This window comes from Desulfamplus magnetovallimortis (assembly GCF_900170035.1).
Classification (GTDB): domain Bacteria; phylum Desulfobacterota; class Desulfobacteria; order Desulfobacterales; family Desulfobacteraceae; genus Desulfamplus; species Desulfamplus magnetovallimortis.
This window is the reverse complement of record NZ_LT828543.1, coordinates 309,434-332,412: the sequence shown is the minus strand read 5'-3', so window position 1 is coordinate 332,412 and position 22,979 is coordinate 309,434. Positions and strand designations below refer to the sequence as shown.

Annotated in this window: 19 protein-coding genes; 11 read left to right on the top strand and 8 right to left on the bottom strand. The window is 40.3% G+C overall.

Going from position 1 to position 22,979, the window contains the following annotated elements; all coding sequences use genetic code 11:
• The 6 genes from MTBBW1_RS28290 to MTBBW1_RS09930 all read right to left on the bottom strand — a co-directional run.
• Positions 1-543: hypothetical protein (locus MTBBW1_RS28290; RefSeq protein ID WP_186441194.1), on the bottom strand; the 543-nt coding region annotated here is incomplete at its 3' end.
• Between the two features lie 551 nt (positions 544-1,094).
• On the bottom strand, positions 1,095-2,243 hold the full coding sequence (locus MTBBW1_RS09950; RefSeq protein ID WP_080802720.1) for a toxic anion resistance protein: 1,149 nt from the start codon (positions 2,241-2,243) through the stop codon (positions 1,095-1,097).
• Between the two features lie 108 nt (positions 2,244-2,351).
• A complete protein-coding gene (locus MTBBW1_RS09945; RefSeq protein ID WP_080802717.1) occupies positions 2,352-3,467 on the bottom strand; it encodes a type 2 periplasmic-binding domain-containing protein in 1,116 nt (371 codons plus the stop codon).
• Between the two features lie 55 nt (positions 3,468-3,522).
• On the bottom strand, positions 3,523-4,134 hold the full coding sequence (locus MTBBW1_RS09940) for a 5-bromo-4-chloroindolyl phosphate hydrolysis family protein (RefSeq protein WP_080802714.1): 612 nt from the start codon (positions 4,132-4,134) through the stop codon (positions 3,523-3,525).
• On the bottom strand, positions 4,134-5,789 hold the full coding sequence (locus MTBBW1_RS09935) for a substrate-binding and VWA domain-containing protein (RefSeq protein ID WP_080802712.1): 1,656 nt from the start codon (positions 5,787-5,789) through the stop codon (positions 4,134-4,136). The genes MTBBW1_RS09940 and MTBBW1_RS09935 overlap by 1 nt, the downstream gene beginning before the upstream one ends.
• A gap of 236 nt (positions 5,790-6,025) precedes the next feature.
• Positions 6,026-6,475, bottom strand: a complete 450-nt coding sequence (locus tag MTBBW1_RS09930; RefSeq protein ID WP_080802710.1) for an NUDIX hydrolase — start codon at positions 6,473-6,475, stop codon at positions 6,026-6,028.
• A gap of 560 nt (positions 6,476-7,035) precedes the next feature.
• Here MTBBW1_RS09930 and ppk2 point away from each other — a divergent pair.
• Positions 7,036-7,944 (top strand): polyphosphate kinase 2, encoded by a 909-nt coding sequence (gene ppk2, locus MTBBW1_RS09925; RefSeq protein WP_080802707.1) that lies wholly within the window; start codon positions 7,036-7,038, stop codon positions 7,942-7,944.
• Positions 7,945-8,072: 128 nt separating this feature from the next.
• Here the strand turns inward: ppk2 and MTBBW1_RS09920 are convergent, their stop codons facing one another.
• Together MTBBW1_RS09920 and MTBBW1_RS09915 are read right to left on the bottom strand one after the other, a co-directional pair.
• Entirely contained in the window at positions 8,073-8,525 is a 453-nt protein-coding gene (locus MTBBW1_RS09920) for an amphi-Trp domain-containing protein (protein ID WP_080802705.1), read from the bottom strand.
• A 64-nt stretch (positions 8,526-8,589) separates the two neighbouring features.
• Positions 8,590-8,907: a hypothetical protein gene (locus tag MTBBW1_RS09915; RefSeq protein WP_080802703.1), complete on the bottom strand. Its 318-nt coding sequence runs from the start codon at positions 8,905-8,907 to the stop codon at positions 8,590-8,592.
• A 292-nt stretch (positions 8,908-9,199) separates the two neighbouring features.
• Between MTBBW1_RS09915 and MTBBW1_RS09910 the strand changes: the two genes are divergently transcribed.
• From MTBBW1_RS09910 to MTBBW1_RS09865, 10 genes are all read left to right on the top strand, one after another.
• Complete coding sequence (locus MTBBW1_RS09910; RefSeq protein WP_080802701.1) at positions 9,200-10,153, top strand: hypothetical protein; 954 nt, start codon at positions 9,200-9,202, stop codon at positions 10,151-10,153.
• Between the two features lie 337 nt (positions 10,154-10,490).
• Positions 10,491-11,180: a GAK system XXXCH domain-containing protein gene (locus MTBBW1_RS09905; RefSeq protein ID WP_080802698.1), complete on the top strand. Its 690-nt coding sequence runs from the start codon at positions 10,491-10,493 to the stop codon at positions 11,178-11,180.
• Between the two features lie 234 nt (positions 11,181-11,414).
• Positions 11,415-12,581, top strand: coding sequence for a hypothetical protein (locus MTBBW1_RS09900; RefSeq protein ID WP_245809327.1), 1,167 nt, complete (start codon positions 11,415-11,417; stop codon positions 12,579-12,581).
• 135 nt (positions 12,582-12,716) lie between these two features.
• Positions 12,717-12,986, top strand: coding sequence for an amphi-Trp domain-containing protein (locus tag MTBBW1_RS09895; RefSeq protein ID WP_080802695.1), 270 nt, complete (start codon positions 12,717-12,719; stop codon positions 12,984-12,986).
• Between the two features lie 39 nt (positions 12,987-13,025).
• Entirely contained in the window at positions 13,026-14,660 is a 1,635-nt protein-coding gene (locus MTBBW1_RS09890) for a PhoU domain-containing protein (RefSeq protein WP_080802692.1), read from the top strand.
• Between the two features lie 123 nt (positions 14,661-14,783).
• Positions 14,784-15,662, top strand: a complete 879-nt coding sequence (locus MTBBW1_RS09885; RefSeq protein ID WP_080802689.1) for a GAK system ATP-grasp enzyme — start codon at positions 14,784-14,786, stop codon at positions 15,660-15,662.
• The gene (locus MTBBW1_RS09880) at positions 15,659-16,972 is read left to right on the top strand and encodes an HprK-related kinase B (protein ID WP_222424024.1); all 1,314 of its coding nucleotides are present in this window, start codon (positions 15,659-15,661) and stop codon (positions 16,970-16,972) included. The genes MTBBW1_RS09885 and MTBBW1_RS09880 overlap by 4 nt, the downstream gene beginning before the upstream one ends.
• A gap of 121 nt (positions 16,973-17,093) precedes the next feature.
• Positions 17,094-18,413: a GAK system CofD-like protein gene (locus tag MTBBW1_RS09875; RefSeq protein ID WP_245809326.1), complete on the top strand. Its 1,320-nt coding sequence runs from the start codon at positions 17,094-17,096 to the stop codon at positions 18,411-18,413.
• Between the two features lie 353 nt (positions 18,414-18,766).
• The gene (locus MTBBW1_RS29055; RefSeq protein ID WP_080802686.1) at positions 18,767-21,781 is read left to right on the top strand and encodes a glycosyltransferase; all 3,015 of its coding nucleotides are present in this window, start codon (positions 18,767-18,769) and stop codon (positions 21,779-21,781) included.
• Complete coding sequence (locus MTBBW1_RS09865) at positions 21,762-22,970, top strand: radical SAM protein (protein WP_080802684.1); 1,209 nt, start codon at positions 21,762-21,764, stop codon at positions 22,968-22,970. The genes MTBBW1_RS29055 and MTBBW1_RS09865 overlap by 20 nt, the downstream gene beginning before the upstream one ends.
• Positions 22,971-22,979 lie beyond the last annotated feature (9 nt).

Below are 22,979 nucleotides of genomic sequence, written 5' to 3'. Positions count from 1 at the left end.
AAAAAGAATAACCAGATTCAGTATAGCTGTTATTCCTGAAATTATTGCAATATTGAAATCTTTTACTTTCTTGCTTCTGACAAGCTCTTTTTCGTTTCCTGTAATTTTATCTGTATAGTTTAGTATTTCTGTTCTTGTTTTTTCCGCTGCTATCATCTCGTCAGCAAGCAAAAGAGTTAACTGATCTATTTTATTCATGATGCCATCTTTGTTGTTAGCCTGTTCCTCAGTTTTTGCAATAGCATCTTTAATTACTTTCGCATCGTTAACAGGATTACTGCTCTTAAGAACAAGTGTCTCAACAGTGTCAGTAAATTTTCCTTCACTATCCAGAATGCCCCAGCTGACACTTACATTTTCTTTACTTGAGGTAACAACAAACAATCCTTTTGAAATATCTCGCCTTTGAGTTCTGTTGTACTGCTTTTTAAATATGTCTCTATCTGTTATTTGTTCACTTTTCTCAACGCTGTGGTTCTCCTTAACCCATTTTATAACATCTGATTTATAATCCACTTTCAGAAGATCAGGGATTCCGAGCATTTTTGTTTGCAGGTTAAGCACGGTTGTTTTGAGATTTTCATTCAAAGAGGTTTGGATATTGAGCAAAGAGGAATATTTTTTGGTGATATGTCTGTCCCAATACCAGTTTGAGCAGATTAAGCAGAAGAAGCAAAGGGTTGAAGTGGTTGCGACGCTTAATATGATTTTGGTGCTGATAGAAGATTTTATTGAAATCATACTTTATGATCCTTTTCAGGCTTCTTTCATTCATAGGTTTACACTTTTTTGAACCATGATTTTCATGAATACTCAAAATCGACATCTTATTGCTTTTTCAGAAGTTATTGCATTTGTCTGAATCAGGATAACCAGGATAAACAAGATGTTCAGGATATACAATCCTGCCTTATCCTGTTAATCTTGGGAATCCTGATTCAGACAGTGTTGACAAGGCTTACAAGATCATAGGTGTCGATTTTGAGTGAATAAGGGATTACCCTGATTTTTTATCCTTAAAACCCTTAAAACTTTAATCATGGTTCAGAATTTTCCGAAAAGTATAAGCTACATTTGTAGTTTATCTGAAACCATCACAATACAGAGGATTGAGCCGATTGCAACGCTTCCTTGAGTCTGCTTTCCGCTTCTGCAAGTTTTTCTATCCCTTCAATCCGTTTTTTCCGGTTTTCAGCATCCATTTTAATACCATTATCAATGGTTTCAATGAGCTTGGTTGTCATATTCTGAAGGGTTTCAACTTTGACAAAGCCTTCTCCCTGGGCAGATTTTATTGTGGCTTGGGTCTCTCCGAGCAGTGCGGCTGTGGATTGCATCAACTCATTGGTCATGGATCGGGTTTCATTGACAAGTGCCATGGCTTTTTTCTGATCAAACAGAGAAATAGCTATAACAAGCTGTTTTTTCCATTCCGGAACCATCATCAGAATTGACTCTTGAACCATTTCAACAATAGATTTTGACCCCTCCTGGGCAACACGTATTGTGGGGCCGGATGTAATGGCAGATGTTCGGGCAAGTTTAAGGTTGTATAATCGTCTGTCCAGGGACTGGATAGTATCACCAAAGTCTTTGAGCTTTTGAAGATCCATGGGGTCGGTGTTCTCCATAGCCTCAAGCCCGGAACGTCTAATTTCAAACTCCTGTTCCATCTCCTGTAACTTTATTTCTCCAGCTGCAATGAGAATCTCCAGGGAATCAAAATACTCTTGATTCCGTTCATAAAGGGTATCCAGGCGATTGAGGTGCTCCAGTTGTTTGCTTTTTTCTGATTCAAGATGCTTTACTATGTCATCAATCTGAACTTTCAATGTCTCATACCGGCGCAAAAATGCCCTTGCCTTATCCATTTTTGAAGCCAGCCAGCCTCCAAGAAGCGGGATATGGGATACTGCGGCACTGGCACTGCTGCCGGCACTTTTGGGCAGGGAACCAACATCCAGGTCAAGGATTTTGCCTTTGAGATCGGACATAAGTTCTCCGGCAGGACCTGCATCGCCTGATCGGATGTGAGACAGGACAGAATCGGTGAATGTGACGATGTTTTTCTGATCTTTTACACCAAATGCCAGTACTCCCTGTGTTTTCGTGAAATCCAGTTGAGAGGCCATTTCTCTGGCAAGGGCCATTTTTTCAGGGGCATGCTCCTGTAATCGGGAAATCATGGAACTACTATTTTTCTGATCTGTAAGCTCAGGAAGGGATAGATTGGTGGATGTCATGTTAAGTTCTCCTTGGGTTTTTTTTGGGAGATGTCATGTGAAACCATCATTTTTGTTTTTTATATTTCCGAAAGGTGTAATTTTTGTTGCTCACAATCGGTATAATGACTATTTTATACCACTCAATGGCAAGAGGCTTTCCGTGATCATGTTCATGACAGATGCACTTGGTGTCTGCATAACGCCATTAATTTCTTTTGGAATCCCCGGAATCTTGAATACCGAAGGATCGCTTTTCCCACCGGAAAGACCACTTCTGAAGCCGTGTTTTTTCCAGGCAAGTTCGTATATTTTTTCATTTTTCAAAGCTTCCATCAGTTTAACGCCTTTTTTTGATAGTGCAATAAAGGGATGACTTGCCCACACTGTGGGAAATGGATAGAGTATCCGAACCTTTGAGGTCAGAAGTGGCAAAGTCTCTTCATGGGCATTTGCAAATTCCAGAAGTTGATTTTCATACCCGACAATTATTGGATAGGCACCTGCTCCCTGCTGCAGGAACATGTTGAACAACACACTGGATGAGTGCTCCATATGACCAAGTCTGGCAAAGAATGTATTCAGCCTTGGCAACACTTCCTTTATGCTCTCTTGTGTAACCATCTCTCCCTTGTTCAGTGTATTGGCAATAAGAGCAGCAAACATGTTTCCTGAATTACTTTTGGCAGGGTCGGTGGAACGGATCATGATTTTGCCATAGAGCTGCTCAAGTCCAATATCTTTCCATGTTTTTTTGGCCGTGATCAATTCAAGAAGTTTCGGCAGATCAATGACATAGTATATGCTGTCCCTCTGCTGAACTATAGCGTTTTTAATGAGAGCATCGGTGACAATATCCCAGGAGTATAGAACAATGGGTGAATTGAATATGTCAGCAGAGCGCATAACATCACTATGGGTCTCCTGGTAGTATTCCAGATTGACCCTGTTTGCAGGCCACAGAAAATCCTGTGCCCGTGGCGTCATCCTGACCATCTCCACACTTCCTGCCTTTTTCACATCAATATCAAGGTTCTCTTTCCTTTCCAGTATCTCCATAATCTCTTTATCGGCAAACAGCTCCATTTTTTCAGAGCCTGCAAGACCCGTCACCTTTGTCAATGTAGAAGCTTTTCCAGGTATTGGAATGGAGTAATCAGAAGTTCCCTTTTGATTCAACATGAACCAGACCCCACATACAGCAGCAATAACCAGAAGAATAATTAGTCCAAAAAAACGTTTCATATGCTAAGTGTCCTTAAATTTATTACTGGAAAAGGATTGTTCATAATTTTTAAAATCAATCAAAATCCATAAGATTATCAAACGTTTTGGCACGTGTACTTAAATCCAGTGCATCATTTTCCAGCAGCCGAACCTGGAGCTCCTGAAATCTTAGAATTGCTTTTTGAATGGCTTTTTGTGTTGTTTCAAGTGCTCTTGCTGTCTGGGGCGATTGAACTGGCTGGTGCACAATGTCCATATAGTTATCAAGCATTACATTTATTCTTTCAAGGCGATCCGGAAAAACCAGGGCATTTTTGATATCCTCGGGATCTTTTTCAAAATTGTTCACAAGTCCCTGACAAACGTTCAGCAATTGTTGAACATCCTTTTGAAAGGGGCCTTTCAACTCGCTGCTGCGTTTTTTCATACCACGGATATTCTCGTGGCAGTTCCTGATAAAAAGCCCATAATCATTCTGGGAAAGCCCTTCGGGAAGAGTCACCTGAACCTTTCGGATTTCAGGTGGGAAGAGCATCCGGATAGCTGCATAGGCAATAATTGAGAGAATAAAGCCTGCCCACCAGGGCATATGAATTCTAAAGGTCAGAAGAAAAAAGAGTGTGGCACTTCCTGTCCCTGCGGTAATTTCTCTTGCAACTACAACTATTCCGGGTATCCTGTTCATCAGTTATATCCTTTCGCTTCCCTGAATGCCAAGACCACATCCTTTCTGCCGTCAAACATTCTTCCTGACATGGTTTTTGCCAGTGATTCCATCTGAGCGACTTCTGCCTCTCCAAATAGGATTGTGAACACTGGAATATCCCTGATGTTGACACCGAGCTGTGACAGAGACTGTTCAAAATCGCTGAATGATCCCTTACTGGCACCGTCACTCATCACAATAACCGATGTATGATATTTGCCGCTCTCTGCATCTTCCTTAATCAGTTTTACAGCATTTGCAGCGGCTTTGTACATGTTTGTACCTCCGGCGGGATTGAGGGACTCCACCTGTGTGAGAAGTTCCGTAAGTGTCTTTTCATCATTACCTACAGCTTTCCATGCTGCAATGGGTTTGCTGTTAAAAGGTACAACATAGGTAATATCTTCTGGTGAAGATTGAAGAAGGAATTCCTTTGCAATGTTTTGATCAAGAAGAGTTCGCATGGCTTTTTTAAGCTGTGCCTCTCCGGTACCCTGCATGCTCCCTGAATAATCAAGTACATAGGCAGTTAAAGAGGGTTTTCTAAAAGCAGTCTGGTAGAGGTTTAGTGCTTCGGAGACTACAGTAGCCGAAGGAATTGTAACAGGAACAATGAGTTTTTTAATATCAATGCCCCATTCAGGATTGAAAACGGCTGTATTGGTATTGTTCATGTCAAGGCCGATGAGCCCTGTTCGACGTCCCTGTTGGCGTAGGCTCTTTTGAACTTTGTCAGAAAGAAGCCAAGACTGAAGATTTAAAAAAGCTTCCTCTTTTTCAGGCTCTCCCTTGTCGATATATCCCAGGGGACTGTCTGCAATGGTAATGCCACCCACTGGATAGATAGCATATAGGGGATCTTGATTCGGGCCAAGTTCCTGATTGAACTCAATGACCATTGATTCATAGTTGACCATGCCGTCAAAATAGAGGTAATTTTCAAGGAGCATCTCTTTGAGCCAGCCAGAACTTCCGGAAGAACGATCCACAGTACGCAAAAAGCGTTTTATCTGATCTGCTAACTCAGGTGAATCCAGGTGATCATGGGTCAGCACTTCGGGTGAGCCTGCAAAAGCAGAAAGAAATCCGAGAAAAGCAGATGCTCCGGAGTTAGATTGAGTGGCGGATGTCATTGCAAAACGAATCTTTTTCTCTTCAAGTGCCTTTAGTATGTCCGTTACTTTGACATCTTTGCCACACCATTCAAGTTTGTCTGCCACTGATTTTTTTACTGCAAAAACCACAGGAGAGCGCATGATGCTTTTGGTATGTTTTACCAGGGATGAACTGCCACCAATTGAAAACCAAAGGCTTGAGGCTGGCCATACAGCATCATATTGAATACGGTTTCCTTTGGCAATCTCCCTTGCTATATCCACGCTGCCCATATAGGTAATGATAAGATCAATGCCATTTTCCGAGGCAAACTGTTCAAAAACAGGAGCCAGAGCCTTGTTCTCTGAACCGCTTACAATGGACAGGGAGACTTGGTGTTTTGCATGAGCCGCTTTTTTATTCTGAAGATCCTGTCCGTTTTGTTGGCTTTGATCCTGATCACCGCAACCTGTAAAACCAAATGTTATAGCGATTGTCAAAAAACATACTGTAAAAAAATGGATGGGCAGTTTTTTCATCGGAAACCTCCTGTTCAGGGTGGCATAGGTTGGTTTTCATGTATAGGGTTTAGTTCGTTCAAGGTTTGATTGTCTGTCTAATAAAAACTTGAAGAAGCAATATTTTGGTTAGCAGAAGGTGACGTGGATATTTTCGGGTCATATTAAGGATGCCCAATTATGCCAGTGAAAATCTGATCAAAGAGAGCGTATCACCATGATTTTCAGGGAACTATGGCTAAGTTAACAAAGTATAATCAGATCAATCCCATATTTTGAAATATTTTGATAGTTTTCGGGGTAAAAAGTTCCAGATCAATGGTTCTGGGAAGCTCGAAAATTTTTTGTGGCAAGCTCCTGATACCGTAGCTCTCATCAGGGTGGGCTTTAAGCTTAGGATATTCATCTGTTGTAATCTCCATCTGATATATGCACTGAATTTTTCCATCAACTTCAAAACTTTTGAGTGGTTCTGGTTTCAGTGCCTTTGCCTTTTCTGCGAGGATTCCAGTCATCTCTTCCTCCTGTAGTTCTCTGATGAGGCCTTCAAAAGGAGTTTCCCCTTGATCCACATTCCCTCCGAAAAATTCAAGCCGCTTGTCTTTGAAAGGCCTAAGCGGTGATTTCTTGATTGAAAAAACATATTGTTTTTTACAAATTATTATTATCTTGGATACATATTTAATTGCATCAATTTCATTTGTCATATTGTAAAGATTCCTTTTATTCTCAAAATCGACATTTTTATGGCTTTTTTGATAGTTACTAAAAATCGACATCTTACTGCTTTATCAGAAGTTATTGCATTTGTCTGAATCAGGATGGATAGGATGTTCAGGATAGATAATCCTGCCTTATCTTTGTTAATCTTGGGAATCCTGATTCAGACAGTATTGACAAGGCTCAAGGAGTTATATGTGTCGATTTTGAGTAGTTATTGCATCTCTCTGAACCAGGATAACTGACTGCCGTCAGACAAAATATAAACAAGATCATAAAAAAAAAATCAATATATTTCGTTTCTTTAACATAATGCTAACAATTTGCTAACAATTACCTGTTAGATTATCAAATCTGAATTTGATATAACGGCCATGGCAGATCCATCTGCCACAACGAAGCGTGGAAGTCCTATAGATCCTTAAAAGACGGGGACTTTCTTATAACGTACATGGCGGATTACCGCCACAATCGAAGCGATGAAAGTCGTTTTTAAAACAGCCTGTTACGGAGACTTTCATATAAAATTTTAAAACGTGGTGGAAACATGTTGAATAATCCGGAATATATATTTTTTAAAGGCCGAAAAGTCAAACTTGACTATCTTTTGAATGACTATAAGCGCCTTCTTCAGGATAAAAAGATTGGCCTTAATGATGTTGAACGATTTGGTATCCAGAAAGCACTTGAAGGGGAAGAGCTGAAACCCTACCAGGCTGAACTTATACGCCTTCAGGAATACCTTGAAAGAGAAAACCGGCGCATGATCATTCTGTTCGAGGGACGGGATGCTGCCGGAAAGGGTGGAAGTATCCGTCGGATAACTCGTTACATGAATGAAAAACACTACAGGGTTGTGGCCCTTGGAAAACCTACTGAGGAGCAGAAAAGCCAATGGTATTACCAGAAATATGTCAACCATTTCCCCAGGGGAGGAGAGGTTGTGCTGTTTGACAGAAGCTGGTACAACAGGGCCATGGTAGAACGGGTGTTTGGTTTCTGTACGGAAAAAGAGTATGAAAACTTCATGAATGGGGTTATCAGTTTTGAGACGGATATTATACGACATGGCACTATTTTGATAAAGCTCTATTTCAGTGTTGACAAGGAAGAGCAGGCAAGACGATTTGACAGGCGTAGAAATGATCCATTACGAAAATGGAAATTCAGTGAGATTGATCTGCAGGCCCAGAGCAGATGGGATGACTTTACCCACGTTAAGTGGGAGATGCTGAAGCGAACCCACACAAAGGAGACTCCCTGGATCATCATCCGTTCTCACTTCAAACACAAAGCCAGAATCAATACCATGAAAATAATGCTCTCTTCACTTCCCTATGAAAAACTCGATCCTGAGATTAATCTCACCCTTGATCCCGAAATTGTAATTATGGGAGACAAGGAACTTGAGTTGATGGAAGAGGATCGCAGGTTACGGGGAAGCCCGCGGTATTAAGTGGTTGGGTTTAATTAACTTCTCAAAATCGACATCTTATTTAAACTTCCCCTTGCAAGTCTGTAAAATGTGGCTTGCCCATTGGCGTATGAGGGTGGCTGCATTGCAGCCATCCCCGTTTTTACATTTTATTCCTGGGGAATATTCTCCTTTACTTCGTTATCTCCGTCACTTTTTTCATTTTCTGTTTTGATACCTTGAGTATCTTCTCCCCGTGAGAAATCTTCTTTTGCTTCGTCATCCCCGTCGATTTTTTCGCTCACGGTTTTATCCTCTTCAGCAGGCTCTTCCTCAATAGGTTCCTGAATGGGTTCCTGGCTGGAAATTTTCAATACAGGCTTGCAGGCGCATGTTGGATCTTCCTCTTTCCATGAGAGTTCAATATTTAATTTCTGTTTGCCCTTTTTTCGTGTGGCTTCGATTTCTACATCAAAGCGGCAGCCAGGTTTAAGGGATATCTGTTTTTCTCCATATTCAATGGAGATGGTTCCTTCGGAAATACTTTTTGAAATTTCATTGAACAGATCAACAGTCTCTTCTACACTCAGTTCATGTTTAATGTTAATCTCTTGTTTTTTCATTGTCACTTCTCCTTTTTGATTTCTTTATCTTGTTTCCATGCTGCAACAATCAAATACCACAACATCAATTAAACGACTCGTCTTCTATAGGTGAATTGTTTTCAATGTCAGAGCTGTCTTCATCTTCGGGTTCATTTTCTTTGGCAAGAATCTGGTCAGAATTTTTTTTTCTCTTTTTTTTCTCATTCAACTGCATTTCAGCCAATTTTTTTTCAGCCCGTTTCAAAAATTTTTCCACAGCGCTGCTAACTGTTTCATCTATATCCAGTTTTTTGCCAAACCTCCTCGCATCTTTTTTAGCCTTTTCCAGACGCTCTGCAATATCCATGTTTATATTAAAAATAACACGCTTTGTTTCGTACTCATCTTTAAAAATTCCCATAGAAAATTCCTTTTTCAAAAATTTATCGTACAAAATTTGTACAAAAAAAGTTATAGTATTTGAATGCAAATGTCAACAAAAAATTTACAAAAAAATAATATTTATTGACATAGAGTTTGTTATAAAATATATCTAATTGGCGGTTATGATGAAACAACAAGCTATCTTTTTAGTTAAATTATAAAAAAAATCAAATGCATTTTTATATTAAAATTTATATTCAAATCCACCATAAAAAATGAATTTTAAACAAAATAAAAAATAAAAAATTTACAAAAAAAGGAGAGATTTAATGAATGATTATATGGCCAAAACAAAAAAAGAACTTGTCCAGGCACTTGAGGTCGTTGAGGGAGAAAGCGGGGTATTAAAAATTGAATTGGAAACACTGCAATCCTCTAATAATGAAACACTGGAAGAAATAAAGCAGCTCCATCATCTGATATTTCAACTCCAGGAAGAGAACATCAATTATAAGAAGAAATACAGTGAAGCACAAAATACCATTAAGCAACTTAAAATCGACGGCCAGTCTGCCCTGGAACAATGCAAGGCCTCTCACCAGGTTTCCATGGCTGATTACGACAAAAAGCTTGAAAAAGCCCTTCTGATCAATAAGAAGCTCAAGGATGAACAAGAGGTACTCAACAAAGAGATGGAGAATGACAGACAGGCGATCATTGATTTTCAGAAAAAGAATATGATTTTATTTAACCAAATCAACACATTAAAGGATGACAACAACTTTTTGGTTACCCAAACCCTTGAAGCAGAAAAAAAGAATAATGCATTGATAGGGCAATTAAACAACGCAAAGGAGGAGATTGATTGGGTGTATAACCAAATGATTGAATTGCAACAGATCAACAACGATCTGAGTCTTGAAAATAATGTGCTCCAGGATACTAAACATGCATATGCTGCTGTATGCAATAGTAAAGAGGCAATGTTTTTGCTGCTGGATGAAAAATTGGATGTTCTCTTTGTGAGTGATATCCTTGGAAAACGGCTGCACGATAATCGCAAGTGGGAAATAAAACCCTTATGGAATATGATCTCGGGTATTCAAGAAGAAAAATACTACAAAGCAATACAATCTGTACTCATTGAAAAAAAACAGAATAAAATGAAAAACATCTATTTAAAAATTTCCCCTCTTGTTTTCATCAGGGTTGAAGCCATCATGTTTCCAATTACATATAACTGTACGCCAGCGGTGAAAGTAGTTTTTAATGAACTTGGGTAAACAGGCATGATTGTTTACGTATCAATCATGCCCCCAAATATAAAAATGATAGTCATTTTTAGGCATCTTTCATATCTGCTCCAAAGTAGTTTACACTTTTTTTATGAAGAATACCGATAAATGGGAATGGTGTCCCGGAAAGTGTAAAGCGGTAAATGAAACATGCCCATTTTTACGCTAAAACATTCATTTAATGCATATTTAATACGTTCCTAATCTTTTTCTAACACAAATAGTAGAAACTCCATTTTTAATTTAGCAAAGAAGGTTTCGCGATTTGTTACCTGTCGAACCCGTTCGATGCTCCCAATTTCATATATCATCCAGGAGGATAATTTTGGCCAGTCACAAGAAACGTATAAAATCACTCTCATTGAAAGAGGCTGCTGATTTTTTAAGAGGCGTGGCTGACAGTCTGGAGAAAGGCGAGAGCATTTCTACCCTCAACGAAGCGGAAAGCATTGCCACACCTGTTTATCCATTAGAATGTAAGCATATTAAACGTCTGGAAATTGAAATCAGGCATAAAGAACAGGATCGTTTCAACATAAAGATCAAATCAAAAACTTTCCCGTCTCCGGAAGTAAGCACAGAAGATTTGGCATTTAAAGAGAAGCGCCAATATGAAATTCTTGAATCTGAAAGGAACCCTTCAGATAACAACAGTGACCCTCGCTCTGACAGGAAAACTGATTCCGGGCCTGCCATGAAAACTTTATTTAAAAGCTTTGCCGGAGGTAAACCTAAATATAAAAAGCTGAAAAAAAAGATGGATGAGGAGTTCAGGCAGATTTATGATCTCCTTGCAAAGAATCAGTTACCGGATAATCACCTGACGGACTCATTTTTGGAGAGTTCCAGAATGATGGTCTCTTTCAAGGGGCGGGGGGAGATCTTTTATAAACCATATGAATCAGCATGTGAACGTTTCAGGGCGGCAGTTTCATCCAATGATCTTCTATCATGCAAGGCCATATATCAGGAGCTGGAGCAGATCAAAAACGATTGTCATAAAAGATATAAATAAGTCATAAAAAATATAAATAAATCATAAAAAACGGACAGAAACAGAAGAACTCAAAGTCAATACATATGATCTTTTGAGCCTTGTCAATACTGTCTGAATCAGGATGCCCAGGATTAACAAAGATAAGACAGGATTATCTATCCTGAACATCCTTTTCATCCTGGTTATCCTGATTCAGACAAGTGCAATAACTTCTGCAAAAGCAATAAGATGTCGATTTTGAGGAAGGAAATCATGAGTGTAGTAAAAGCAAATTGCAAGCCCAGAATGGAAGTATTATCTCTTGTGCCCCAGGATATTCCGGAAGATGTCACTGAAGAAGACCATGATATCTTTTTAAAAGTTGTCTCCATTGATCTCAATGAAGAACAGAAACAGCGCATTATTCAGCCGGAAGAGAGTTTTCCCCGTCAATTATCGGTGCTGGCTGTTCACTGGCATCCGGAATTTATTCCCATGGAACTCATTGATCAGCGCGTTAATAATCTTTTCCCAAACAGGGAGAACGAACTGATAATTCCGACCCAGCACAATGAAATCATGAGCTATAAAGGCTTTTCAGGCGTTGAAGTTGATTGTCTTTCAAGGGGATTCAACCAGAAGGTTCAGTTGCTGCTCCATTTTAAAAATGAGAGCGTGGAAGATGCATCCATGCTCAAAAGCATGCTTGCCCATACTTTTAAGTATAGATCTTCCCAGTTATTTGAATTTATTGATACCATCATTCGACCCATTGAACACCGTATTGAAGAAGCAGTAAAGCAGACTGGCGCCAATGCATCGCTTGTCCGGTTTGTCCAGATTTATGTTAGAAAAATCAGCACTCTGCTTGATGAAAATATTTTAACTATCTCTCCTCAGTCCATCAAAAATAAGCTGTTGAGAAATTTTTTTGATTTTTTACGTCCCATACATGGTGACACACTAATCGACAGGGCACAAACCTTTTTAACTGCTGTAAAACAGCAGGTAAAGGCAGATTTTTCACTGGAGTATTTCTTCAGGACATCGGAGGTGATTGAAGAGGCACGTGCTTTGAATGCCGGAATTGTTATTCCCCATCCTGAGCAGTTCTGGCCTGTACTTCTGGCGGATTATGATGTGGATGGAGTTGAGGTGTGGAATCCTCAATCACAAAGATATACGGATTTTCTCATCTCTGTCATCAGGGATATCAATAAAAAACCCCACAGAAGCCACGCTCCACTTCTTATATTCATGGGAGATGACACCCATTTCGGAGAAAAAACAAGGGATCCGGATAAACAGGACAAACTTAAAGCCTCCCGTGAAATAGGGGTGCAGCCTCCCTGGGATGATCTTAATATTGCAAAGGAACTGGTGATGTCCGGTATCAATAGGGAAAAGGTTATAGAAGATTACAGAAGCCGCATTGGATAGCGCCGTTGACAGTGCTGTTGCCGGAAAAATTAAACAAAATCCACATAAGATTAAGCTTGATCAGCAAATCAAAATCAATCATGTCACCCTGGCTATTGCCAGAGAAATTAAACTAAATCCACAAAGGAGTTATAGATGTCCTCAAAAGACGAATTTACCCATGAATCTGTACAGGACAGTGAAACCATCAGCGAATACTTAAAGGCTTTGATGGATGGTTTTGCAAAAAAACAGATTGCGTTTGATACCACAGATAAGCAGATTGTTTTGCAGCCCAATAATTTGATTGAACTTGAAATAAAGGCAAAAAAACGGGATGGGAAAAATAAAATCACTCTTAAATTTGCATGGAAAGACACTCCTTTTAACCTGTCGGATCAAAAATCTCTTGAAATTCGTTCATAATGGTTCAAATGACCACATCGGGAAATTAAGAGTGCATCCATGAAAGATATTCTCGGAAATTTCAAATTTCTTGCCATTGAAACGGAAAACCAGATCAAGCTGACCTATGGTCTGTTATCAGATTTCAACCTTGAAGTCCTTGAAAAAATAGGTGCCAAGGACGACTATATTGACAATCTTAAAACCACCATTGAAAATGCCTGTTTTTCCAGAATTGCCACACTGAAACCATCTATTAATCAGGAGATCATTAACCGGATAAGGGCTGTACATATCATCTGTGTCAATCTTGAAAGAATTGCAGACTTTTGTGTCAATATTACCCGACAAACCCGCTATCTCACCAGCAACGCATTTCTTCAGCAGTATGATTACAAAACCATGTTCACGATTATCCAGAAGAGCCTCTCCTCCATTACACGGGTCTATGATGATAATGATCTTACAGGTGCTCTTCATATCTGCAAGGCCGAATTTGAACTTGATCGAATGTGGGAAGAAAACTTCAAGATACTTCTTGAAGATTTAAAACAAGGGGAGGGCGTCACAGATCTAATCACCACCATTTTTATTTTCAGATATCTTGAGCGAATCGGCGACTCCATCCTGAATATAGGAGAGGCTTTGCTTTTTGGGATTATTGGAGATCGTATAAAGATCAGGCAGTTTGAGGCACTTGAAAAGACCCTGTCGGAATCGGGTTTTGATGGAACCCTCAACGACATTGATTTTGCATCCATCTGGGGTTCACGGTCAGGATGCCGCATCAGCAAGGTTAGCCGTAAAAAACCGTCAGGCTTTAAGGCCCAGGGAATTTTCAAGGAAGGTGGCATTAAGAAAATAAAGAAAGAGCATGAGAATATCTGTTATTGGGAAAGCCTCTTTCCCGGCCTTGCCCCAAGGGTGTTCGGGTATTATGAAAAGTATGAGACTGCTTCCATGCTGGTGGAATTTCTTTCCGGATGTACCCTGGATCAGATTATTTTGACAGAGGATGCTGAAGTTGTAAGCAATGTAATTTTTATCCTTGAACATACCATTATTGAGATCTGGGAAAAAACCAGAAATGAAATGACTTTAAAGACAGACTGCATGAAACAGCTCAGCGCCCGCCTTGGTGCAATAAAGCGGGTTCATCCGGAATTTTTCAGGCCATCATTTAACATCAATACGTTTACTGTTTGTGCTACTGAAAATCTGATCAGCAGGTGTCAGAAAATTGAAGAGTCTCTTTTAGCACCTTTTTCTGTTTTTATCCATGGCGACTTCAACACCAACAATATTGTTTACAACCATGAAGAACAGAAGATCAATTATATTGATCTCTATCGTTCAAGGCAGGGTGACTATGTTCAAGATGCATCGGTTTTTCTGGTCTCCAATTTCAGAATGCCGGTTTTTGATCCTGACTTCAGGGAGCGACTTAACAGAACCACACTTTTCTTTTTCAGTACCTTTAAGCGCTTTGCCGCAGAACTAAATGACACTACCTTTGAGGTTAGAATGGCACTGGCGCTGGCCAGATCATTTTTTACATCCACCCGGTTCGAGCTTCAGTATGAATTTGCAAAAAATATGTGCAGCCGTGCACATTTTCTCATGGAACGGGTTATCGCACATGAGGGGAAACCCTGGGAGACATTTTCTGTTCCACCTGCAATTCTTCTCTATTGAGTCCTTTACACCTTTTTGATGGAGATACCCCATAAATGGGAATCATGTTTCATAAAGTGCAAATCGGGCAATGAAGGATGCCTAAAATGTTAATATAATTTTTAAAGTAATGGAGTTTCCTGAATGACAAAAATTGGCATAATCGGCACCCCGGGCGGGTGGTCATCTGAAATGCTTGCAGACACGGTTGATCGAAAAACAGGCTACAGAGAGTTAATCCCTTTAAGTGAGATATCTTTGGATCTTGAGACAGGCAGCGCCTGGTTTGGTGATACTGACTTGTCAAAACTTGATGCCCTGATCGTTAAAAAGGCTGGCACTCATTACTCTCCGGCACTTCTGGATCGCCTTGAGATGCTGAGATTCCTCCATGAAAGGGGCCTTAAAATTTACTCCAACCCATTTAAAATAATGCGGGTTCTGGATCGCCTAAGTTGTACGGTTACCCTTAACAATGGAGGGATACCCATGCCCCCCACCACCATTACAGAAAATATTGAGGCTGCCATAAAGGCGGTTGAAAGCTATGGTGAGGCGGTATTCAAACCCATGTTTTCCTCTAAGGCTCGAGGAATGGTGGTGATGCGCCCCAGCGAGGCTTTAAGAGAAGATGTCGAGCGATTCACACAGGAGCATGGCATCATGTATATACAGAAAAAAATGGAGCTTGGAGGACAGGATCTTGGTGTTGTCTTTCTCGGAGGAGAGTATCTGACAACATATGCCAGATGCAATGACGGATCTTCCTGGAACACCACCACCAGATCCGGCGGTAAGTATAAAGCCTTTACCCCTACCAATTCCACCATTGAACTTGCCCGAAAAGCCCAGGCATTGTTCGGACTTGATTTTACCTGTGTAGATGTGGCTGAAACCGAAGAAGGCCCTGTGATCTTTGAAGTTTCGGCTTTTGGGGGATTCAAGGGTATTCAGACCGCCTGCGGTATGGATGCGGCAGAGCTTTATGTGGATTATGTATTAAAAAAGGTGGAACAGCCATGAAAGAGAATATGCAGTACAACGACACTTGTATCTCCGGCACTCTAAAAGAGGGGAGCAATATTCAAGGAGACGCTCATCAAAACAGAAGCTCCGGCATCAGCGCTACAGAGGCTTTAAATGAGAATAGCCAAGAAATTTATGGATATATCTGTGAGTATCGGAAAGAGTTTCCGGCAAATTTTGAGATTCTGTTAAAATTTGCAAGTTGTCATATCAGGGTAAAGGTTAACGATGAGTCGCTACTCAATGAACTCAACCGCTATTTTGATAATTTTGTGATTCCGTTTCCTACTGAAGAGTCAGGAATTGATATTGAAGAGACAGTTGATATTAGCATATCAGCTCATGAGGCTCCGGTTCTTGAGCTTGACATCCCTTTCACCATTAAACAGCCTGATCCGGGAAAGAGAAAGATCAAGGAAGAGTATGCTGATTTTTCAGATGGACGTATTGTCAGAAAAAGGCTGACCGGTATGCATTTTTTCTTTGGCAGGGAAGAGCACCTTGCCATCGGCCCATGCCTTGAAAATAGTAATCAGGTTATCAATTTTATTAACAACCGCTATATTGAGTGGGAGCTTTGCAACGGCGCACTTCTTGGCCACGCTGCGGCTGTTGCCTGGAAGGGAAAAGGAGCTGCTGTTGCAGGATTTTCAGGTGCAGGAAAATCCACCTTTGCCCTGCATATGATGAACAGAGGAACAACATTTATCAGCAATGACCGGCTGATGATACGCAAAAGGGAAAATGCCGATAATGCATCTAAAGAAATCATGCATGGAGATAATGCATCTAAAGGAATCATGCATGACGATAATTCATCCAAAATGACCATGTTCGGTGTTGCAAAGCTGCCGCGAATAAATCCTGGCACCATTTTGAATAATCCCAACCTGCTTCAGATCATGAGTGATGAGGAGATCAGGCTCTTTTCTTCCCTTCCCAAAGAGGAGCTGTGGGAGCTTGAACACAAATTTGATGCCTCCATCGACGAATGTTTTGGGCCGGATAAATTTGTCCTTGAAGCTCCCATGCATGCACTCGCTATATTGGATTGGAAACACACAGATGAGCCACTTAAAGTAGAGATTGTAAAGCCTCGGGAAAGAATGGATCTTCTGCCTGCATTTATGAAATCCACAGGGCTTTTTTTTATGCCGGACAGTCATTGCAAAATGCCGGAGCCAACACCGGATGTCTATGCTGATTATCTATCCAACTGCACCGTCATTGAATTCAGTGGAGGTGTTGATTTTGAAAAAGCTGCGGAAATATATATCCATTTTCTTGAAACCGGTTCATTATCGTGAAAATAGATACATTGTTTCCATGCACGGGGGCGGCAAAACGTTCGCCATGTCCGTTTACCATGAAAATAGATACAAATTTTCATATTCGGGGGTGGCTGACTTCCAGCCATGATCGTTTAACATGACAATGAAGCTAAAAGTAACCCGTACCATAACACTTCCTGATTCCGTAAAACTTGCCAGACTGAAACGGGTTCCTGAACTGGGACCCAAAGTCCTTTTTTTCAGTGGTGGCACAGCCTTAAGAAGTTCATGCCAGGAATTGATTCAATATACCCACAACTCCATTCATATAATCACCCCGTTTGATTCAGGGGGAAGCTCTGCGCTGCTCAGAAAAGCATTTGAGATGCCGGCCATCGGGGACGTAAGAAATCGCCTGTTGGCACTTGCAGATCAGAGCCTCCACGGTCATCATGAGATTTATCGGCTATTTGCCCACAGATTTCCCGAGGATGCCCAAAAAAAAGAGCTCATGGAAGAGCTTGACTCCATGATCAGGGGAAAGCATACCTTGGTGGCGGATATTCCCGATCCCATGAGAAAAATCATCCGCCAGCATCTCCGTTTTTTTAAGGAGTTCATGGCAGATAGTTTCAGTTTGCGTAAAGCCAGCATCGGCAACCTGATTTTGACAGCAGGATATCTTGAAAACCGGCGAAACTTTGATGTAATTATCTACATTTTCTCCAAACTGGTTCAGGTTCGTGGGGTTGTGCGTCCTGTCATCAACAAGGACCTTCATATTGCGGCTGAACTTGAAAATGGTAGCATCAAAATAGGTCAACACATTCTTACGGGAAAAGAGGAAAAACCGCTGGAGAGTAAAATAATAAATCTTTGGATGTGCCGAAATCTTGATAATCCAGAACCTGTTATTATTCCCGTTCGGAATAAAATAGCCAATCTCATAAATGAGGCGGATCTTGTCTGTTACCCCATGGGCAGTTTTTACTCAAGTCTTATTGCCAATCTGCTTCCAGAGGGTGTAGGCAAAGCCATCAGTAATCTACCAGTACCCAAGGTCTATATTCCCAGCACCGGGAAAAGTGACCCGGAAACCTTTGGCATGACACTTATGGATCAGATTTATGTCTTGGTTTATTATCTCGTCAGAAATGGCCACGTTGACATGAATGAAAGCATTATGCAAGGCAATATTTCTTCCATGATTACTCGTCGTAAAGGCATTGCCGGACCTTATAGACTCTTTGCAGGTCGTTATGAAATGAGTTACAGTAATAACATAAAGCCGGCTGTTTGTGATCTGCTAAATTATGTTATAATTGATAGCAAAAATGGAGAATATGAAGGAAAAATCGATAAATGTGCGTTGAAGAAGATGGGAATAGAAGTTATTGATATGCCTCTTATCACATCTGAAACATCGCCGTACATTGATCCAAAGGCTCTTGTGTCATTGCTTTTGTCTCTTACGTAGTGTTTATTCGTTAAAGGTTTGATTGTTGGTAGAAAACACCTTGAAGTTTGAATAGTTGTTTAAAAAATATCAAAATGCCAACTGTCAAAAGTTAAAAAAGTAGAATTATACTCTATAGGCGGCATCTTTCATATCATCCCAAAAGTAGTTTACACTTTTTTTATGGAGAATCCCGATAAATGGGCATGGTGTCCCGAAAAGTGTAAAACGGGAAATGAAACATGCCCTATAGGTAATATTTTTTTTTAAATTTAGATTTTTAAATCATTTTTAAACATTCCCTTAATCATATTCTTATAAAAAGGGGTTATTAGAATCATAATATTAACCTCGAATATTTAAGGATTAAGGAAATGACAATAATTAGTGCTGATCTTCATGTTCACTCCATGGCCTCCAAACGGCCTTCGGAATGGTTTCTGCAACGAGTAGGTGCAAGAGAATCCTATACCGATATTGACACTCTTTATGCAAAGGCAAAAGAGCAAGAAATGACTTATGTAACGGTAACGGATCACAACACCATCGAAGGTGGGTTGGAGCTTATGGCCAAATACCCCGAAGATACTTTTCTAAGCGTTGAAGCAACTACCTATTTTCCTGAAAATAAATGCAAGATTCATATTCTTATTTATGATATCACGCCGGAACAGTTCACAGAAATTGAACAGCTCCGGAAAAATATCTACACCCTCCGAGATTACCTTTTTTCTGAAAATCTGGCTCATTCCGTTGCCCATGCCACTTACAGTGTCAATAAAAAACTGGACATGGATACACTGGAAAAACTTATCCTCATGTTTGATGTTTTTGAAGGTCTAAATGGTTCCAGAAACAGGCTTTATAACGAAATTTGGCAGAAGGTGCTTGAGAATCTGACACGGGAAAAAATTGATATACTTATTGCAAGGCATGGTATCAATCCATTGAGCGAAGAGCCCTGGCGTAAAGGCATTACTGGTGGTTCAGATGATCATGCAACACTTTTTATTGGTCAGACATTTACTTCATCGGTCATCCCTGAAGATGAAAAGAAGGAGTATTTTTTCGGTAAAGAGGCATTGATTAACGCCATACGCGAAAAAAGGACATCCTGTTCAGGGCGTTGTAACGATTACAAATCCTTTGCCTTTTCAATTTATAAAATATTCTGTGACTTTTCCAGCCGGAAAGATAACCACAATGTTTCCGGCATAAGGGAGCTTATAAATGCCCTGGTTTTCAATGGAAACAGAGAAAACGGTTTGAAAAACTGGGTGACACGCTGGAAAATAAAACGTGGCAAGGATGTTAAAGACAAACTCCTTCTACGTTTTTTCGATGATGTACAGGCATGGGCACAGAATGAAGATATGGATGTGGAAGCCCGCATGGAGCGCATTTACCAGAACATGGCCACCTTGCTGGATGGTTATATTGTAATGTTGTGTGAATCGTTGATCAAAGATTTTTCCAAAGGAGATGCCGGAAAGCTCTTCAAAAATATATCCTCTTCACTGCCTCTCATGTTTATCTCCATTCCTTTTTTTTCATCATTGAAACATCTTTATATGGATCGGGATCTTATTGCGGAACTCAAGGAGCGCTATATTCCTTGTAAGGGAGAGGAACAGAAGAGGACACTCTGGTTTACAGATACCATTGATGATCTCAACGGAGTTTCCATCAATTTGAAAAACTACATGAAAAGTTTTGAGGAGCGTGGTTCACAGATAAGGTTTGTGGTATGCCTGCCGGAGAGTCGTTCCCATATTTTGAGTTCCAACACAATTAATCTGCCGGACATTTTTTCGCATACACCGGAATTTTATAACTCATATACATTGAGAATCCCCTCTATTCTCAATGCTGTTGAAAATATTTATAAATACAGACCTGAAAAGATAATTATATCTACTCCTGGTCCTGTGGGGCTTATAGGGCTTTTAATGTCACAGCTTCTGGGAATTCCATGCAGTGCGATATACCACACCGATTTCGCTTACCAGGCAGAATATATTTTTAATGATGAGGGGATTTCATCTTTTGTTCATAGATATATTAGCTGGTTTTATGGTTGTGCTGATACTATTCGGGTCCCCACGGCAGAGTATATTAAAATTCTTGAAACAGAAGGGTATAAACGGGAAAAAATGAAGGTTCTCAAGAGAGGTTTTGAGATTGATACACCTGATTATTCTCAGGAGGAGAAGATGCGATTTCTCAAAAGCAAATCAATTCCTTCCGGTTATACTCTTATGTGGGCAGGGCGGGTCAGCAAGGACAAACGAATCCATTTTCTTGCAGATATTTATAAGGATGTGAAAAAGCTTCATTCAGATGTCAATCTGGTCATTTGCGGTGACGGGCCAGATCTTGAGGAGTTGAAATCATACCTCATGGTGGAGGAAGAGAATTCATCCCAAAAATCTGCTTTAAACGATTTTTTTAGTCAAAATAATTCTGTTAAAAGCAATGCCAATAACAATAATTCCAGTCAAAATAATTTCGGTCAAAATAATTCCAATCAAAATAATTCCAATCAAAATAATTCCAATCAAAATAATTTCAGTCAAAATAATTTCAGTCAAAATAATTCCGGACAAAACAATTCCGGCCAAAACAATTCCGGTCAAAACAATGCCAATCAAAGTAATCTCTTCTCTGAACATCGGAAAAACAAAGTCCATGTGCAAAACCGCATCTTCTTTACAGGGCGTTTATCAACTGAAGAACTCATGAAATATTATACCTGCTCTGATCTGTTTGTTTTTCCAAGTACCACAGATACTTTTGGCATGGTGATTGTGGAAGCCCAAGCATGCGGTCTTCCGGTGCTTGTGACTGATGTTGGTGGCCCCCAGGAGATCATGCAGGATGGTGTAACAGGTTTTGTGCTGCCCTGGAACCAGATGGAACAATGGGTTCATCGTATTGACACTCTCATCAGATTAAAGGAAAAGATGCCTGAAAAGGCACAGGCAATTTCAGATAAGGCCAGAGAATACGTAAAGGATTATTTTTCCTGGGATGCTGCTTTGGATGATATCCTGAATGACAGCAAAAATTCAGTATCTGTCCAGAATGTAAATGATACTTTCCTGATCAGGTTTCTCAAAAACCTGGATATTCTATCCCCTGCTCAGGAAACGCATATGCGCCGCCGGCATGTTGGGCATGCAGTATCAATACCTTCTTCAGTTTATTCTGCAACATCAATATCCGCCGGACATCTATCCTTATCTGCATCTGCTTCGAATGGAAAAGGAGCATCCTTTACTCGCTTTGGCTCTTTAAAAAGCCCGTCAGAACAAAGGGATGTCAAAAAAACAGACTCTCAGAAAAATGACACTCAAGGATATGTTCCCAATGCAAAAGTTTGCGCATGACGCTATTTCAGCCATATTTCCGACCATTTATCCAGGTCAACTGGTGCTTCAGATAACGGATGCCTGCAACGCCACATGCGGGCAGTGTGGGATGCGAGTAACAAATCGTTTTCCACGCACCAGAATGTCTCTGGATTATGTAAAGGCCATTATTGACCGTGCCGCAGAAAATCGGGTGAAAGCAATCTCTTTTACCGGTGGAGAGCCCTTTCTTATGGCTGAGGAGCTTTTTGAGATGATTCGTCACGCCCACAGAGCCGGCATTCCTTTTATTCGAACCGGTACAAACGGATTTCTTCTTCGTTTCACCGGCGATGAAGATAATTTCAAAAAGCGGGTCTATCCACTTGCAGAAAAATTGGCCAAAAGCGGTCTTAGGAACTTCTGGATAAGCATCGATTCGGCATCCCCAAACCGCCATGAAAGAATGAGGGGATTGCCAGGTGTTATCAAGGGCATAGAACAGGCTTTGCCCATATTTGAGTCAGCGGGGATCTACCCTTCTGCAAATCTGGGCATCAACCGATACATGGGAAGAGGGGAAAGCCCTCTTATGCTTTTGTCCCAAAATAGAGATGCTTTCCATCATGCTGCCTGTGAGGCATTTTCCCAATTTTACAGGTTTGTTGTTGATCTGGGGTTTACCATTGTAAACGCTTGTTATCCAATGAGTATGGAAGATAATAGAGAAGCTGTCTATTCCGCAACTTCCAGAGATACTCTTGTCTCATTCAGCAGAGAGGAAAAAGTTATACTGTTTCAGGCACTGATGGAGACAATCCCGGGATATCGAAAGCAGATCAGAATTTTTTCTCCATTAAGCTCTCTTCATGCCCTGATAAAGCAATATACAAGGCAGGGAAACTGTTATTCATCTTATCCGTGTCTTGGTGGTCACAGCTTCTTTTTTGTTGATTCCAGAGATGGAAACACTTATCCCTGTGGTTATCGGGGCAGTGAGAATATGGGGAAATATCAGACATTGAATATGAAGAGTGTTATTAATAAAAAAACATTTTGCAGGCGATGTGACTGGGAATGTTTTCGTGATCCTTCGGAACTTTTTGGGCCATTTATGGAAATGTTGAACCACCCTTTAAGTCTGTTGAAACGCTTTCATGAAGATCCAGAAATGATAAAGTATCTCTTTTCTGATTTGAGATATTATCAAAAATGTGATTTTTTTTAACGGTAAAAA